The 15,333-nt window shown below is 61.2% G+C and carries 15 protein-coding genes; 5 read left to right on the forward strand and 10 right to left on the reverse strand.

Annotated elements, in window-relative coordinates:
- Nucleotides 1-25 precede the first annotated feature (25 nt).
- Nucleotides 26-988, reverse strand: a complete 963-nt coding sequence (locus RCCGE510_RS05180) for a nitrate ABC transporter substrate-binding protein (RefSeq protein WP_037077823.1) — start codon at nt 986-988, stop codon at nt 26-28.
- 100 nt (nt 989-1,088) lie between these two features.
- Here RCCGE510_RS05180 and RCCGE510_RS05185 point away from each other — a divergent pair, with 100 nt between their 5' ends.
- Nucleotides 1,089-2,414 carry an aminotransferase class I/II-fold pyridoxal phosphate-dependent enzyme gene (locus RCCGE510_RS05185; protein ID WP_007627840.1) on the forward strand — a complete coding sequence of 442 codons (1,326 nt, stop codon included), beginning with the start codon at nt 1,089-1,091 and terminating at the stop codon, nt 2,412-2,414.
- An 18-nt stretch (nt 2,415-2,432) separates the two neighbouring features.
- On the opposite strand, the gene RCCGE510_RS05190 is transcribed toward RCCGE510_RS05185, so the two are convergent.
- The 5 genes from RCCGE510_RS05190 to RCCGE510_RS05210 all read right to left on the reverse strand — a co-directional run bounded on the left by RCCGE510_RS05190 (nt 2,433) and on the right by RCCGE510_RS05210 (nt 9,078).
- A complete protein-coding gene (locus RCCGE510_RS05190; protein ID WP_037077861.1) occupies nt 2,433-2,714 on the reverse strand; it encodes a hypothetical protein in 282 nt (93 codons plus the stop codon).
- Nucleotides 2,715-2,887: 173 nt separating this feature from the next.
- A complete protein-coding gene (locus RCCGE510_RS05195) occupies nt 2,888-3,352 on the reverse strand; it encodes an NUDIX domain-containing protein (protein WP_007627844.1) in 465 nt (154 codons plus the stop codon).
- Between the two features lie 269 nt (nt 3,353-3,621).
- A complete protein-coding gene (locus tag RCCGE510_RS05200; RefSeq protein ID WP_007627846.1) occupies nt 3,622-6,882 on the reverse strand; it encodes an error-prone DNA polymerase in 3,261 nt (1,086 codons plus the stop codon).
- The gene (locus RCCGE510_RS05205; RefSeq protein WP_007627847.1) at nt 6,882-8,396 is read right to left on the reverse strand and encodes a DNA polymerase Y family protein; all 1,515 of its coding nucleotides are present in this window, start codon (nt 8,394-8,396) and stop codon (nt 6,882-6,884) included. The genes RCCGE510_RS05200 and RCCGE510_RS05205 overlap by 1 nt, the downstream gene beginning before the upstream one ends.
- A complete protein-coding gene (locus tag RCCGE510_RS05210; RefSeq protein WP_007627848.1) occupies nt 8,317-9,078 on the reverse strand; it encodes an ImuA family protein in 762 nt (253 codons plus the stop codon). The genes RCCGE510_RS05205 and RCCGE510_RS05210 overlap by 80 nt, the downstream gene beginning before the upstream one ends.
- A gap of 174 nt (nt 9,079-9,252) precedes the next feature.
- Between RCCGE510_RS05210 and RCCGE510_RS35485 the strand changes: the two genes are divergently transcribed.
- From RCCGE510_RS35485 to RCCGE510_RS05220, 3 genes are all read left to right on the forward strand, one after another.
- Nucleotides 9,253-9,516, forward strand: coding sequence for a hypothetical protein (locus RCCGE510_RS35485; protein WP_081525674.1), 264 nt, complete (start codon nt 9,253-9,255; stop codon nt 9,514-9,516).
- Between the two features lie 3 nt (nt 9,517-9,519).
- Complete coding sequence (dinB, locus tag RCCGE510_RS05215) at nt 9,520-10,611, forward strand: DNA polymerase IV (protein ID WP_007627850.1); 1,092 nt, start codon at nt 9,520-9,522, stop codon at nt 10,609-10,611.
- 181 nt (nt 10,612-10,792) lie between these two features.
- Complete coding sequence (locus RCCGE510_RS05220; RefSeq protein ID WP_007627851.1) at nt 10,793-11,383, forward strand: SOS response-associated peptidase; 591 nt, start codon at nt 10,793-10,795, stop codon at nt 11,381-11,383.
- Between the two features lie 55 nt (nt 11,384-11,438).
- On the opposite strand, the gene RCCGE510_RS05225 is transcribed toward RCCGE510_RS05220, so the two are convergent.
- Nucleotides 11,439-11,837 carry a RidA family protein gene (locus RCCGE510_RS05225; RefSeq protein ID WP_007627852.1) on the reverse strand — a complete coding sequence of 133 codons (399 nt, stop codon included), beginning with the start codon at nt 11,835-11,837 and terminating at the stop codon, nt 11,439-11,441.
- A gap of 145 nt (nt 11,838-11,982) precedes the next feature.
- On the opposite strand from RCCGE510_RS05225, the gene RCCGE510_RS05230 reads away from it, so the two are divergent.
- The gene (locus RCCGE510_RS05230) at nt 11,983-12,576 is read left to right on the forward strand and encodes a TetR/AcrR family transcriptional regulator (protein WP_007627853.1); all 594 of its coding nucleotides are present in this window, start codon (nt 11,983-11,985) and stop codon (nt 12,574-12,576) included.
- Nucleotides 12,577-12,590: 14 nt separating this feature from the next.
- Here the strand turns inward: RCCGE510_RS05230 and RCCGE510_RS05235 are convergent, their stop codons facing one another.
- From RCCGE510_RS05235 to RCCGE510_RS05245, 3 genes are all read right to left on the reverse strand, one after another.
- Entirely contained in the window at nt 12,591-13,271 is a 681-nt protein-coding gene (locus RCCGE510_RS05235; protein ID WP_007627854.1) for a redoxin domain-containing protein, read from the reverse strand.
- Nucleotides 13,272-13,394: 123 nt separating this feature from the next.
- On the reverse strand, nt 13,395-14,312 hold the full coding sequence (locus RCCGE510_RS05240; RefSeq protein ID WP_007627855.1) for a carbohydrate ABC transporter permease: 918 nt from the start codon (nt 14,310-14,312) through the stop codon (nt 13,395-13,397).
- Nucleotides 14,313-14,334: 22 nt separating this feature from the next.
- Nucleotides 14,335-15,267 (reverse strand): sugar ABC transporter permease, encoded by a 933-nt coding sequence (locus RCCGE510_RS05245; protein ID WP_007627856.1) that lies wholly within the window; start codon nt 15,265-15,267, stop codon nt 14,335-14,337.
- Nucleotides 15,268-15,333 lie beyond the last annotated feature (66 nt).

A 15,333-nucleotide genomic window follows, 5' to 3' on the forward strand; every position in this document is an offset into this window, starting at 1 on the left:
TCAACGATGAGGCCTGCGAGAAGTTTCACCGGGCCTTGGCGTGCCACGGAAACAGGTCGGCGGGTGTCAAAAGGCGCGGCATGATCTTCTGTTCGTAAAGTTCCTCGGCGAAGTCGGCGATCATCGCCTCGTTCTCGGCAAGCCCGCTGACGTTCCAGGTCGGCGGCAGGTCGGCTGCGCAGCGGCGCAGTTCGTCGATCATCCAGGGCGTGGTGTCCGCGTATTTCTCGCGCTTCTCCAACCAGATACGCTGGGACTCGTCGATCAGCTCGCTGAGTTCATCCATGATCCAGGGATGCTCCTTGACGATTTCCGCCTTGAAGCCGATCAGATGCATGCCCGGGATATAACCGACCTCGTGGAAGTAAGCGACTTCAGCGGAGCGGAAATCATCCAGCACCTGACGCAGCGGCGAACCCTGATCGAAAAAGCCCTTCGGCATGAAAGGCGTGAAAACGGCGTCCAGCCGACCATCCAACAACAGATCGACCATCGGGCGCTCGCCGGGAGCAGCTTCGATGCGGCCGGGCCGTCCAAAACCATCGAGCCGGTCGACGACCGGATGAGCCTCCGTCAGGCGCCCGGCATACCACATGGCATTCTCGACACCGACGCCTTCGCGGCGCAACGCAGCGCGGGTCCAGGTGTTTCCGGAATCGCGCCAGCCGGTCACGCCGATATTCTTGCCGGCCAGATCGGAAAGCTTGCGGATCGGACTGCCCTTGGCTGTGATGATGCAGCGATGGCGGAAGCCGCGCATGATGAAGTTCGGAATGCCGATGACCCGAGCATCGCCATCATGACGCAGCTGCGAATAGCGGCTGAAGGACATTTCCGCGGCATCATGAGCTTCGTCATCGGCGAGACTGGAGACCAGCGTGCCCACCCGATCCACTTTGATTTCGAGACGGGAAGACCTGACATCACCGAGCACCAGCGGTGTCATGTAATCCCAGTCTCTGAGGGCGATGCGAAGCGTGACAGGCATGCGAAGAACTCACGTAATTGCTCGACGAGGGGCAAATTAAATGTTCAAATTAATGAGTACAAATGTTATTACGTTATTGAACATTTAAAGTGAGAACAAAATGGGCGATGCGGTCGAAGCCTCCTGGTTTGCCGAAAAAATAACCGACCGCAGCATCCGCGGGATCGCCCTCGAAACGAGTGCACTGATCCGTGCCGGCGCCTTGCCCGTCGGCACGCGTCTGCCGGCGATCCGCGATATCGCCTATGAATTGCGCGTTAGCCCGGCAACGATCTCAGAAGCCTGGAGTGAATTGCGGCGGCAGAAGATCGTCAGCGGCCGCGGGCGCAACGGTACCTGGGTCAGCGGCGACAGCTTTGTCGCCAAGCCGGAGCGTCTTGCGAGTTCGGGAAATTATGCGGCGGGTGTACTCGACCTTACCTCTGCCGGGCCGGATGCAGCGCTTCTTCCCGGTCTGGCCGAAGCGCTGGCCCATGGCGCGTCAGCCGCCGACCTCAACAGCTATGAGCGCAGCCGTATCGTGCCCGAGCTGAAGGATGTCATTTCGCAGCGATGGCCCTACGAGGCGGAAGCGTTTCTTGCCACCAATGGCGGTTACAACGCGGTCTATACGGTATTGCATGCGCTGGTCTCTCCGGGTTCGTCGGTCGCGATCGAACATCCGACCGCGATGCGGCTGCTCGATATCCTGGAAGATCTGGGCGTCAGGATCATCCCCGTCGCCTGCGACAACGACGGTCTCTTGCCGGATATGCTTCGCGAGGCATTGCGACAGCGGCCGGCAGCCTTCCTGTTTCAGCCGCGGCTGCATTCCGTGACAGGGATTACCGTCAGTGCATCCCGCCTCGATCAGCTCGGAGCCGTGCTGGAGGACAGCGATACGCTGATTATCGAGGACGATGGCGTCGGCGACGTGTCGGCAGCACCTGCGCATTCCCTAGGTGGTCGATTTGCGGAGCGGACGATCCATATCCTGTCACACTCGAAAAGCCTCGGACCGGATCTGCGTCTCGCCGTCTTGTCGAGTTCTTCGCCTATCGTCGACCAGATCCAGTCTTACCGCTCCTTCAGCGCCGGCTGGACCAGCCGCATCCTGCAGGGGGCCGCCGCCTGGCTATTGCGTGATCCGGCAACCTGGCGGCTCATCGCCGAGGCGCGCGACCGCTATCAGCAGAGGCGCGATGCTCTTGCCGATGCGCTCAGCGAACGGGGAATATCGATACCCGCAGGCCAGGGCCTGTGTCTCTGGGTGCCCGTTGTGTCCGAACCATTCGCGATGGTGACGCTCGCCGCACGCAATATCGCCGTCAATCCGGGCAGCAAGTTCTCCGTCTTGCCAAGCGGTCATATTCGTGTCGCGACCAGCACGCTCAGCGATCGCTGCGAGGAAGTCGCCGATGCGATCGCTCTGGCCCATGCACCATGAAAGGCCGGGACTAAACACCTAATGAACCATTCCACCTGGTTTCGTCCTGTTGGAAAATTGGTGGACGAGCATGATGCCCTGCTCCAGGAGCAATTCGGCCGCCCGCAGATCGCGGGGGCCAAGCTCCCCCGATAGTCCCCGGATCGTATTGGCGATGCAGATGGAGTTGGCGACGAAGCGGGCGTCGCCCTCCCCTCCTGCCTCCTCAGCGGTTGCCTCAAGGGCGTCGGCGACGGTGTCGAGCAGGCTCGACCGTTCGACGAGCGTCATGTCGTTCAGGGTTTTCGAAATCTCGTTCATGATTATCTCCTCGCGCGTGCCCATGCCGGGTCGGAGCGCCGATTTTCTCGATGTGAGTCAGATGGCTTTGACTGTCAGATGGATATGGACGTCTATAGAGGCAACTCATAGCTGCCGCGCGCTTCACGCATGCGTGCGGCGAGAGGGGTGGCTCAATCAGTGGTCTCCGCCGATCATTCCTGATGCTTCAGGAGGTCGGCAAGCATCGGTCGCTGGCCTTTCAAAAGCTTCGTTCCTGCGTCGGCGTGGGTAAACCAACCCGCCCGATCAACCTCCGGAAAGCTCTTTAGCCGGCCCGATTTCGGCGGCCATTCCATTTGAAATTCAGAGCTCCGTATCGCGTTCACGTCCAATACCGGATCGGCTTCGATCGACCACGCGACGACGATCTTGCCGCCAGGCTGTCGGTATTCGCCAAGCGGTCGGAAGGTGCCGTCGACTGCTACACCCAGCTCTTCGGCAGTCTCCCGCATTGCCGCCGCCAGTTCATCCTCTTTAGGCTCGACCAATCCCTTCGGGATCGACCAGGCAGCCTCGTCTTTCCTAGCCCAGAAGGGACCGCCTGGATGGACGAGGAGGACTTCGAGGTCATTGGACACGCGCCGATAAATCAGAAGTCCGGCGCTGCGGATTGCCATCGCGTTGTGCCCTTCTTGCGTTCATCACGACGCCAGACATTCCTCGCAGATGCCACAGCCGTCGTCGTCCATCCATCGGCACCGGCGCTTACAACAAAGGCAAATACGGCCATCGGGCTGGTCTTTTGTGTCTTCTGGAGGAATGATCTCGATCGTCGTATCGAATTGAGTGTCAGCCACAAGTTCCACCATCTCGTCGCTCCATCGGTCTGTTCGACATGAGATAGGAGCGACTACCGCTGTCGGCAAGTTCCTGACAGGACCGGCAGTTATTGAAAATTGCGCGTCTTTACCTTGAGAGTGTCGATATGAAGATCCGGGATGAATATGTCCCTTGGCTTTGCGGCCGCCAGCCTGTCCCGGGAATCCGGACTTCCTGGCGAGCCGTGAGCGAACTCGTCGCCGCGGCCGGTCGGCAGCCGGAATGGTCCGTCGCAATCGGCAAGGCCTGACAAATCCGCCGAGAGATCGAAGAGCTGCTGGGCGACCAGGTGAACAACCTCGCCTTCCCGTTGAATCCTGCCGTTGATCGCCATCATGCTGGCGCCAAGGACAATGCGGCGCGAGCGCTCGAAGAGCTTCGGCCAGACGACGATATTGGCAACGCCGGTCTCGTCCTCGATGGTGATGAACATCACCCCCTTCGCTGACCCGGGGCGCTGGCGCACCAGCACCAGACCGGCCGCCATCACCCATTGCCCGTCTCGGCCCGTCATCGCTTCGGCGCAAGTGGCGATCCGGCGGCTGTCGAGATCACTCCGCAGGAAACTCAAAGGGTGCTGCCGGAGGGTGAGGCCGGTATGGCTGTAATCCTCGACGACGTTATGGCCATCGGTCATCTGCCGCAGTTCGACGGCCGGCTCCTGCTGTTCGGCTATCGTCCGCGCCTCCCGTTGCGCCGCCGCGGTGAACAGCGGCAGCGGCTCGTCGCGCAACGCCTTGATCGCCCAGAGCGCATCGCGCCGCTCAAGACGGAGGGACGGCAGGAAGGCGTCGGCTTCGGCAAGCTCGACGAGCGAGGCCACCGGCACACCCGATCGCCGCCACATATCATCAACCGAGGTGAAGGCCTGATCGGCGCGGGCGGCAACGATGCGGGCCGCGTCGGCGGTCGCTAGTCCGCGTACCAGACGCATGCCGAGCCGCATCGCATGCCGGTCGGCGCCGTCGATCGGCTCCAGCGTGCAGTCCCAGCGCGAGCGATTGATGCAGACGGGGCGCACTTCGACCCCGTGTTTTCTGGCGTCGGCGACGATCTGCGCCGGGGCATAAAAACCCATCGGCTGCGCGTTCAGCAGCGCTGCACAGAAGACCTCGGGGAAATGGCATTTGACGTAGCTGGATGCATAAGCGATCAACGCGAAGGAGGCGGCGTGGCTTTCGGGAAAACCATAGGAGCCGAAGCCTTCCAGCTGAGAGAATGTCTTTTGCGCGAACTCCGGCGAATAGCCGTTGCTGATCATGCCGGAGACAAGTTTGTCCTGGAATTTCGAGACGCCGCCGGTGAACTTGAAGGTTGCCATGGCGCGACGGAGTTGATCGGCTTCGCCGGCCGTGAAGCCGGCGCAAATCATCGCCACCTTCATGGCGCTTTCCTGGAAGAGCGGTACGCCAAGGGTCTTTCCGAGCACGGCCTCCAGCTCGGGCGTCGGATATTCGACCTTTTCCTTGCCCTCTCTGCGACGGAGATAGGGATGCACCATGTCGCCCTGGATCGGGCCGGGGCGGACGATCGCCACCTGAATGACGAGGTCGTAGAATTGTCGTGGCTTCATGCGCGGCAGCATGGCCATTTGCGCCCGGCTTTCGATCTGGAAGGTGCCGAGCGTATCGGCCCTGCGGATCATCGCGTAGGTCGCCGGATCATCGGCAGGGATTGTCGCCAGGTCGAGATCGTCATGCTTGTGCGCTTTAATCAGAGCAAATGCCTTGGCCATGCAGGTCAGCATCCCGAGCGCCAGCACGTCGACCTTCATGAACTTCAACGCCTCGATGTCGTCCTTGTCCCATTCGATCACCTGGCGGTCGACCATGGTCGCCGGTTCGATCGGCACCAGGTCGTCGAGCCGCTCATGGGTGAGGACGAAGCCGCCCGGATGCTGACCGAGATGCCGCGGCGCTCCCATCAATTGCTGGGCGAGTTCCAACGTCAAAGCGAGCCGCCGGTCCTTAGGATTGAGGCCGAGCTCTGTGACCTGCCGTCCACCGACGACATCCGACCAGGCCCAGATGCCGGAGGAGAGCGCCTTGATTAGATCCTCCGGCAAACCGAGCGCCTTGCCGACATCGCGGATAGCACCTTTCGCCCGATAGCGGGTAACGGTCGAGCAGAGCGCCGCCTTATCGTGGCCGTAGGTCCTGTAGATCCACTGGATTACTTCCTCCCGCCGTTCGTGTTCGAAATCGACATCGATATCCGGCGGCTCGTCGCGTTCCCTGGAGACAAACCGCTCGAACAGCAGATTGCCGCACTGGGGATCGATGGAGGTAATACCGAGTACGTAGCAGATGGCGGAATTGGCGGCCGACCCCCTGCCCTGACAGAGAATGCCTTGCGATCGGGCGTAGCGGACGATGGAGAAGACGGTCAGGAAATAGGGTGCGTATCTCATCGCCTCGATCAGCGCCAGCTCATGGCGGATGGTCTTTTCGATACCCGCCGGCAGGCCATTGGGATAACGGGTTTTCGCGCATTCTGACGTGTAATGCTCCAGCGACTGCTGCGCCGTCATGCCGGGGACAAGCGCCTCCTCGGGATATTGATAGGCCAATTCCTCCAACGAAAACCGGCAGCGCTCGACGATCTCCATCGTCCGCGTCAGAGCTTGTCGGTTGCGAGGAAAGAGACGCGCCATTTCCTCCGGCGGCTTGAGATACCGGTCGGCGTGCCGCTCACGCTGGAAGCCGATATCGTCGATGGTGGTTCCATTGCGGATGCAGGTGACGACATCCTGCAGCTGCCGGCGCCCGGGTTCATGAAACAACACGTCATTGGTAACGACCGTCTTCACAGCATGTTTCACCGCCAGGTTCGACAGTTCATGCAGCCGCAGCTGATCATTCGGACGGCGGCGCAGGCAGAGCGAGACATAGGCGCGATCAGCGAAGACCTCCGCCATCTTCATGAGCTGCGAGGCGCAGGTGTCGTCCGCCAGATCCGGGACAAGAATGCCGATCAGGCCTTCGGCGTATAGCGCGACGTCATCGAGATGCAGGATGCAGTTGGCTTTCCCACCTCTGCTTTTGCCCAATGACAGCAGTCGTGTCAGCCGCGAATAGGCAGCGCGATCGGTGGGGTAGACGAGAATCGACATGCCGCCTTGAAGATCGAGCTGACAGCCGACAACGAGCCGCAGGCCGGTCGCGCGCGAGGCCTCCAGTGCCCGGACGATGCCGGAAAGGCTATTGCGGTCGACGATGCCGAGCGCCTCGATGCCGAGCAGCTTTGCCGTCGCGAACAGTTCCTCGGCCGAACTTGCGCCTCTGAGGAACGAGAAATGCGTGGTGACCTGAAGCTCTGCGTAGCGCATCAAGCAAACACCCCGTGCAGAAACCATTCGTGCGATCCGGTGTCTGCATCGACACCGTCGCCGGATCGAAAGATCCAGAAGCGCTCGCCGCTGTCGTCCTCGACGACGAAATAGTCGCGGACGGCGATCCACTCAGCGCTACGTTTCCACCACTCCCCGAAAATGCGCTCCGGCCCGTCGGCGCGGCTTACCCGTCGCCGCTTGCCGCGCCAGGTAAAGGAGACCGGCGGATGATCGGGCAAAAGCGCAATCACCTCGATCGCTTCAGGACGCGGGAGAAGCCGGGGCGGCCGCAGCCATTGTAGCGGCCAGCTGGCGCCATCCTCCTCCGCGGTCGGCGCGATCCTCTGGACGCTGCGCTCGGGGACGTCGCTGGCGATCGGCGCAACGCGGAAAATCCGTTGGCCGCCGCGATTGCCGAGCACATCGATGAGCGGCGTCACGTCTGTTACCTGTTCTTCGATCAGCGACGAGGCCGACTGCGCTTCGCCAAATTCTTCGACGAGGATGGCGGCCAGGCTCAGCTTCTCGATACCGAAGCCGGGCTCGATCTTCTCGATGCGATCGCGGAAAAGTTTCGTCAGCCAGACGGTGTCGCGGGCCGGCTTGGCGGTGCCGGCCCTCAAGGCCTGAATGGTGTTGTCGACACGGTGGACGACAAGATCGGCGCGTCGCACGCCAAGCCGGCGCTTTTCGAGTTCCAGACAGAGTCGCTGCACGAGGCGGGCGATGTACTTCTCGATGGTCTCCGGCGCGCCGATCGGTTCGGCAAAGAATTTATGCACCTCGACGAGTTCAGCGGGTCGGATCGGCTCGATCGGCTCGGCAGCACGGCCGAAGGTCTGATCAAGGCGACGTCCGACCTCCGGTCCGAAGCGCAGCGTCAACGGCGCCCGCGGTGTTGCAGTCAGATCGCTGACGGTGAAGAAGCCGAGGGTTTGGAGTCCGGCGATGGTCTCGGCCGGCAATCGCAACGACGACAGCGGCAACCGCCCAACCGCTTTGGCGACCCCACCGCGCGGCACGATCACCCATTCCTTCGCCGCCGCGCGCGCCACGGCATGCGCCGCGCCCCAGGTGTCGGCGATCGCCGCATGGGCCGCAAGGCCCCGGCTGCGGAGCCGGTTGACAAGACCGGAGAGCATCAGCTCCTCGCCACCTTGAAGATGGTCTGCGCCATCGGTGTCCAGGACGATGCCATCTGGAGGGTCCATGGCGACGACAGGGGAATATTGCGACAGTGCCCAGAGCGTCAACCGCTCCAACGCTTGCAGATCGGCGGAGGGATCGGCATCGGCCACCACCAACCCCTGGACGAGCGCCTGGGCTTTTGCCGCCGGCATGCCGACACGAAGGCCGAGTTTCAGAGCTGCCTTATCGGCTGCTGCAATCCATCGCTTCGATCCGCTTCTGGCGATGACCACCAGCGGCGTGTCAGCGTGAAGCGATGGATCGGCTCGCCTGATCCTGTCGGTCGGCAACGTCGGAAGAAAGACGGATACGACCCTGGCCATCGCATGCTCCGATGATGAATTCGCTTCCCTGCCCGGCCCTTACCCGGATCAGCTCGGCCAGCCACCGCGCCCGCCCGATGCCTGGAACCGGCAGCGGTTCGGATGGCAGCACGGAAATGCGCCACCGCGTTGCTGCCGCCGTCGGCGAGCCGAAGCCGGCGGCTTCAGTCTGTCGCCGCCATCGGCGGATCACCAAACCCAGTGTTCCCGACTTCTCGGCCGCCAATTGCAGCCGGCGCGATACCGGCATCGGAAGCCGCACCAACTCGGCAATAACGGCGCCGAGGCCGCCGTAACGCAAAGCCTCTTCGAAGCTCGCCAGCACCGTCTCTTCCTTGTCGCCCTCAACGAAGATGACGCGATCGGGATGCAGCCCGATCTGGGCAAAGGCCGGGAAGAACAAATCAAAGCGCGTCAGGCACCAGACCACCTTGCCGGTCGTGCGGGCGGCGATGCCGCCAACAAACAAGGCGGCCGCTGCGCCATCGATCGCGCCATTTCCACCGCCGGCGACCTCATGCAGCGCACCATAGGCCAATCCGCCTCCCGGAAGCTGCGCATCGATGTTGCCGATGCCGAAGGGCAAAACGCTGCGCTTGCGGGGAGCCGCGCCCTGCAGATGCGCAATCTTCTCGCGGAGCTCATCGAGGATGGGATTCGGGGCGGCAGCGGCTGCGGTCATGATCTCCTTCGACGGACAACCCGTTTTCGGCTTGAGAAACAGTCATATGTTCTATATTTGTTCCAATGAACTAAATGAGTCAATGCGTATATAGCTCGCGTAAGTTGATCAAAGGCGCCCTGCAGCGAATCTGCGAACAGATTCAAATCAATGGCGGGAAAGGAATATTTTCGTATGCGCCGAAATCGGCTTGTGGATGATACGGTGCCGAAATTGCGGGATCATCGCGCGCCGATGGTCGAATTGACCTGCCGCAGCTGCGATCGGCATTGCTCGCATGAGCGCAAGCTATTGGTCAGAACATTTGGCGCCGGTGCCAGCTTGGCGGAAATCCGGCGCCGAATGGCCATGGGATGCGAGCGCATGCTGACGCCGGAGGGTGATAGATGCGGTGCGCATTTCCCATCTCTGGCTGATGAAGATCGCGATGGAACTTAGGCCATGACGAACGTTGCGGCGAGCGAGCGGCCACGCAAGATCGTGCATGTCGATATGGATGCGTTCTACGCATCCGTCGAGCAGCGCGACAATCCCGAACTGCGTGGGCTGCCGGTTGCCGTTGGCAGTCCGGCCGCCCGTGGCGTGGTGGCGGCCGCCAGCTACGAAGCACGAAGGTTTGGCGTTCATTCGGCCATGCCATCGGTCACGGCGCAAAGGAAGTGCCCTGGCCTTATCTTCGTCAAACCACGCTTCGATGTTTACAAAGCCGTGTCGTTACAGATCCGGGCGATCTTTGCCGAATACACGCCGATGATCGAACCGCTATCGCTCGACGAGGCCTATCTCGACGTTACCGAAAACCTGAAGGGCATGGAAATCGCCACCGAGATCGCCGATGAGATCCGCGCCAAGATCAAGGCGACGACAGGGCTCACCGCCTCCGCCGGCATTTCCTACAACAAGTTCCTGGCGAAGATGGCCTCGGGGGAAAACAAGCCGAATGGCCAGTTCGTCATCACCCCGAAGAACGGCCCGGCCTTTGTCGAACGTCTCCCTGTCAAGAAATTCCATGGCGTTGGGCCGGCGACCGCCGAAAAGATGCATCGTCTCGGGATCGAGACCGGGGCTGACCTCAGGCGGATGACCCTGGAGTTTCTTGTCGAACATTTCGGGAAGTCGGGGCCATATTTTCACGGAATTGCCCGCGGCCTCGACAATCGCCAGGTGAGGCCGGACCGGGTGCGCAAATCCGTCGGCGCCGAAGATACGTTCTCCAAGGATATTCACGCCTACGAACCAGCGCGCGAAGGTCTCCAGCCGCTGATCGAAAAAGTCTGGGATTACTGCGAGGCCAATGAGATCGGCGGCAAGACGGTGACGCTCAAGGTCAAATATGCCGACTTCAGCCAGATCACCCGCAGCAAGACGGTTACGGCGCCTCTGCCTTCGGTCGGCGATCTCGAGGACTTGGTGGACCTGCTTCTGGTGGCGCTCTTTCCGTCACCGAAAGGCATACGCTTGCTTGGCGTGTCGCTGTCTTCGCTGGAACGGCGGAGACCTGAGACGCAACCGCAGTTGCGGCTGGCGCTTTAGATGGCCAGCATCGCCTTTGAGGGAGCGTGTGGCTGAGGTCTTCTCTACATCGCCGTCATGGCGTCTATGATGCCGCGGCGCTCATTGAACGGGGCCTCGGACTGGAAAACCTTCGCACTCATTATAGTTCGATCATAGCAGGAACATCACCGCGAACAATCAGAACCGAAACGGAGGATGCATGTGCAATGATTATCGCTTGATGGTGGATGTCGCCTCGATCGTCGAGGACTTCGCCGACCTCAAAATCAAGATCCGTTTTGGTGAGGGTGCGCCGAACGTTGAAGCGCGCGAGGACATCAAGATTACCGACACGGCGCCGATCGTCAGGTCGATCGACGATAAAGGTGATGGTGGCGAACTCGTGCAGCGGCGCTGGAGCTGGCCTGGGCCGAACAAGCGGCCTGTCTATAATTTCCGCTCGGAAGGCCGGGAGTTTAGCTCGCACCGTTGCCTGATCATCGCCGACGGCTTTTACGAATTCACCGATCCAAAGGATCCGACGAAAAAACGCAAAGACAAATGGCTGTTCACCAAAAAGGGCGGGCCGATCTTCTGCATCGCCGGGATCTGGCGCGAAACCGCTGAGGTCGGACAGGCCTTCACCATGCTGACGATGGAGCCGGGGCCGGACATCGCACCCTATCACGATCGCCAAATCGCCATCCTGGAGCGGGGCGTCTGGGCCGACTGGCTCGATCCAACGGTCTCTGCGCAGTCGCTGATCAAGCCCCTTCCGGCCGGCACCTTAACCGTCGAACAGGTAGGCTAGGCTAGCAAAATCGGGGCATGATGATGCCGATCCCAGGCCGCCGGGGCCGGCGATATCATCTCCTTGCCGGAATTCGGGCGATAACCTTTATCTCGAAGTCGAAGCCGGCGAGCCAGTTGACGCCGAGCGCGGTCCAGTTCGGATAGGGCGGCTCGCTGAAAATCTGCTGCTTGACGGCCATGATCGTTGCGAACTGGTTTTCAGGGTCGGTGTGGAAGCTGGTGACATCAACGATATCGTCCACCGTGCACCCGGCTGCGCTGAGGGTCGCCTTCAGGTTTTCAAAAGCCAACCGGACCTGGCGTTCGAAATCGGGTTCGGGCGTTCCATCCAAACGGCTGCCAACTTGTCCGGACACAAATAGCAGATCACCGGATCGGATCGCGGCGGAATAGCCGTGCTCTTCGTAAAGAGCGTGCCTGTCGGCAGGAAAGATTGCTTCGCGATGGGTCATTTTGATTTGTCTTTGTTGGTGACGGCGACCGATACCCTTCACAAGCTCGTGCGAGATTTGATATACGGTACGTATGTGTAATAGCAAGCATACGGGGCGTATGTCAAATCCATATACGTTACGTATGTGGAATGGGCAGGGTTGAATGGCGAACAGACGCAGCGAATCGATGCAGGAGAACCGCCGCAAGTTAATCGCCGCGGCGCGAAAGGCTTTTGCGGAAAGGGGCTACACCGCAGCATCCATGGACGAGCTTACGGCTGACGCCGGCCTGACGCGGGGCGCGCTTTACCACAATTTCGGAGACAAGCGCGGGCTGCTGGCGGCGGTTGTCGATCAGATCGACATGGAAATGGCGGCGCGCGCAAAAGAGATTGGGGCTCTGGCGGGTAACGATTGGCAGGGGCTGCTCGCCGAGGGTGCTGCCTATATCGAGATGGCGCTCAATCCCGAAGTCCAACGCATCGTTCTGCTCGACGGCCCTGCGGTGTTAGGCGATCCCTCGCAATGGCCGAGCCAGAACACGTGTCTGCAGGTGACCAAGAGCACCGTGGAACGCCTAATCGCCCAAGGCATCCTCAAGCAGCTTGACGCAGAGGCGACGGCTCGGTTGCTGAGCGGCGCGGCGCTCAATGCGGCCCTCTGGATCGCCGCCAGCGAAAATCCGCAAAACGTGCTGCCGAAAGCAGTCGAGGCCTTTCATGCCTTGGCGGCAGGTCTGCTTTTGCAGCGTTTGTGATCGTTCGCTGCAGGTCAGCGTGCAAGGCTGCCGGCGGCGGCGATGATCTCCGCCGCGGTCGGGAAGATGGACAGGCTGTTCGGTCCGTCGAGCGCTTCGATTCGTGCCCAGCCGACGGTGCCGTTCGCATTGACCAGGAAGTGCCCGACGAGCTGGGTAGCGTGGGTCGCGAAGATCGCATGGTCGGCTTCGACAAGCTCGAAGCGGTCTTTGGCGTTGAGTATCGTGTTGGCTTCCATCGGGTGCAGCGGTTCCGGCAGTTCGCCGGTGGGGTTGATGCGTGCCGCCTGGAACTGCGTCATCGTTGCGCCATAGGGCCATTCGGGCTGCTCGCGGCTGCCATCGGGAAGGAACTCGGCATGCGGCACACCGTAGGCCCGATGCGTGCGGCAGTCCGGGTCACATAGAAGCGTAACCGGCGTCGGCCGGTGGCGGAAATACAGGCGGGCACGTTCGACCGGAGTGTTGATAACGGCCACGGTCTCCACCCCGGCGGCGCGCAGGGTCGGCTGGACGCCGGCAAGCTGTTCCAACTGACGCCGGCAGAACGGGCAGTGCAGCCCGCGAAAGAAACCGATCACGAACGGGCGACCGCTCAAATCGGCGAAAGAGACCGTTCCGTCGAAGTTGGCCGTGGCCAGTGCGAATTCGGGCGCGGCTTCTCCGGGTTGCAGCGGGCGTTTCTGGTCCCCCATGGAATATTCCTTTATCGTATCGTCCAGATGGACGACCGAAACTAACTATACCACGTGTCGCAACAAGGCCCAGTGCTCGACGTTGAGACCGCCGAAAGTGGTTCGGCACGCCATTTGCCGCTGTCACTCCTTTACCGCACCCGTCATCGAGGACACGTAGTAATCCACGAAGAACGAATAGAGGATCACCACCGGCAGCGAGCCGAATAGGGCTCCCGCCATCAGCGCCCCCCATTCGAAGACATCGCCGCGCACCAGTTCGGTCAGCACGCCGACGGGAATAGTTTTGTTCTCCGATGACTGAATGAACGTAAGGGCATAGATGAATTCGTTCCAGGACAGCGTGAAGGCGAAGATGCCGGCCGAAATCAGCCCCGGCACGGCGAGCGGCAGGATGATCTTGATCAAGATCTGCCACCGGTTGGCGCCATCCACCAGCGCGCTTTCCTCCAGCTCGAATGGGATCGAGCGGAAATAGCCCATCAGCAGCCAGGTGCAGAAGGGAATGAGGAAGGTCGGATAGGTGAAGATCAGCGCCAGCCGCGAGTCGTAGATCCCGAGCTTGAAGACGATGAAGGCGAGCGGGATGAAGAGGATCGACGGCGGCACGAGATAGGCGAGGAAGATCACCAGGCCGACCGAACGCGAGCCGGTGAAGCGGACGCGCTCGATAGCATAGGCGCCCAAGACCGATGCCACCAGCGAGAGGAAGGTCGAGCAGACCGCCACCAGCATCGTGTTCCACAGCCAGCCCGGATAGGATGTCTCGAGGAACAGGTATTTGATATGCGCGAGCGTCGGTCCGACCACCCAGAAGGGGCTGTAATTGTTGTAGTCGGTCAGCTGGTCGTTGGGTTTCACCGCGGTGACCGCCATCCAGTAGAACGGGAAGAGCAGCACGAAGACGAAAACGGCCATCGGCAAATAGAGCATGACGATCCGCCGCGGCAGGCGGTTCAGATAGCTCATGCCTTCGGCATTGTCGGTCACGACCTGATCGGCGGTGTTTGCCTGATCGGCGGTGTTTGAACGTGTCGACATCGTCATTCTCCTAAACTTGAGCTCAATCCTGGCCGCCCTGCTGCCATTTGCGCCGCTGCAGGCCAAAGAAGCTGAACATGATCGCGCCGAGCAGGAAGGGCACCATGGCGACTGCGATCGCCGCACCCTCGCCGAGCTGGCCGCCGGGAATGCCGCGCTGGAACGACAGCGTCGCCATCAGATGCGTGGCGTTGACGGGCCCACCCTTGGTCAGCACGTAGATCAGCTGGAAATCGGTAAAGGTGAACAGCACCGAGAAGGTCATCACGACGGCGATGATCGGCGTCAGCATCGGCAGCGTCACATAGCGGAAACGCTGCCAGCTCGTGGCGCCGTCGAGCGAGGCTGCCTCCTGCAGCGACGCCGGGATCGTCTGCAGCCCGGCAAGCAGCGAGATCGCCACGAAGGGAATGCCGCGCCAGACATTGGCGACGATGACGGATATGCGCGCATTGATCGGGTCGCCGAGAAAGTTGATCGGTCCGCTGATCAGCCCCAGCTTCATCAGCGACCAGGAGATGATCGAGAACTGGGCATCGTAGATCCACCAGAAGGCCAGCGCCGACAGCACCGTCGGCACCACCCAGGGCAGCAGGACGATGGCCCGGAAGAAGGATTTGTAGGGCAGATGCTGGTTGAGCAGCATCGCCAGCCAGAGGCCGAGCGCGAATTTCAGCACCGAGGCGACGGAGGTGTAGAGAATGGTGTTGAAGACCGACAGCCAGAAGACGGAGTCGTCCATCAGGAACTGGTAGTTTTCCAGCCCGATGAAGATGCCGTCGCGGCCGATCCTCGTATCGGTGAAGCCGAGCCAGACGCCGAGCCCCAGCGGGTAGGTGAGAAAGCAGACGAGGAACACCGCCGCCGGCAGCATGAACAGGAAGCCGAGCACATTGTTGTTCTGCAGGAGCGAAGAGACCGGCCCACGTCTATCCCCCGAATTTGCCATCGACATTGCTTATCTCCAGATCGCGTTTCGAACTCCCGGAGGAGTTTGCGGCATGCCGACAGCCGGCATGCC

The organism is Rhizobium sp. CCGE 510 (assembly GCF_000292525.1).
GTDB lineage: Bacteria > Pseudomonadota > Alphaproteobacteria > Rhizobiales > Rhizobiaceae > Rhizobium.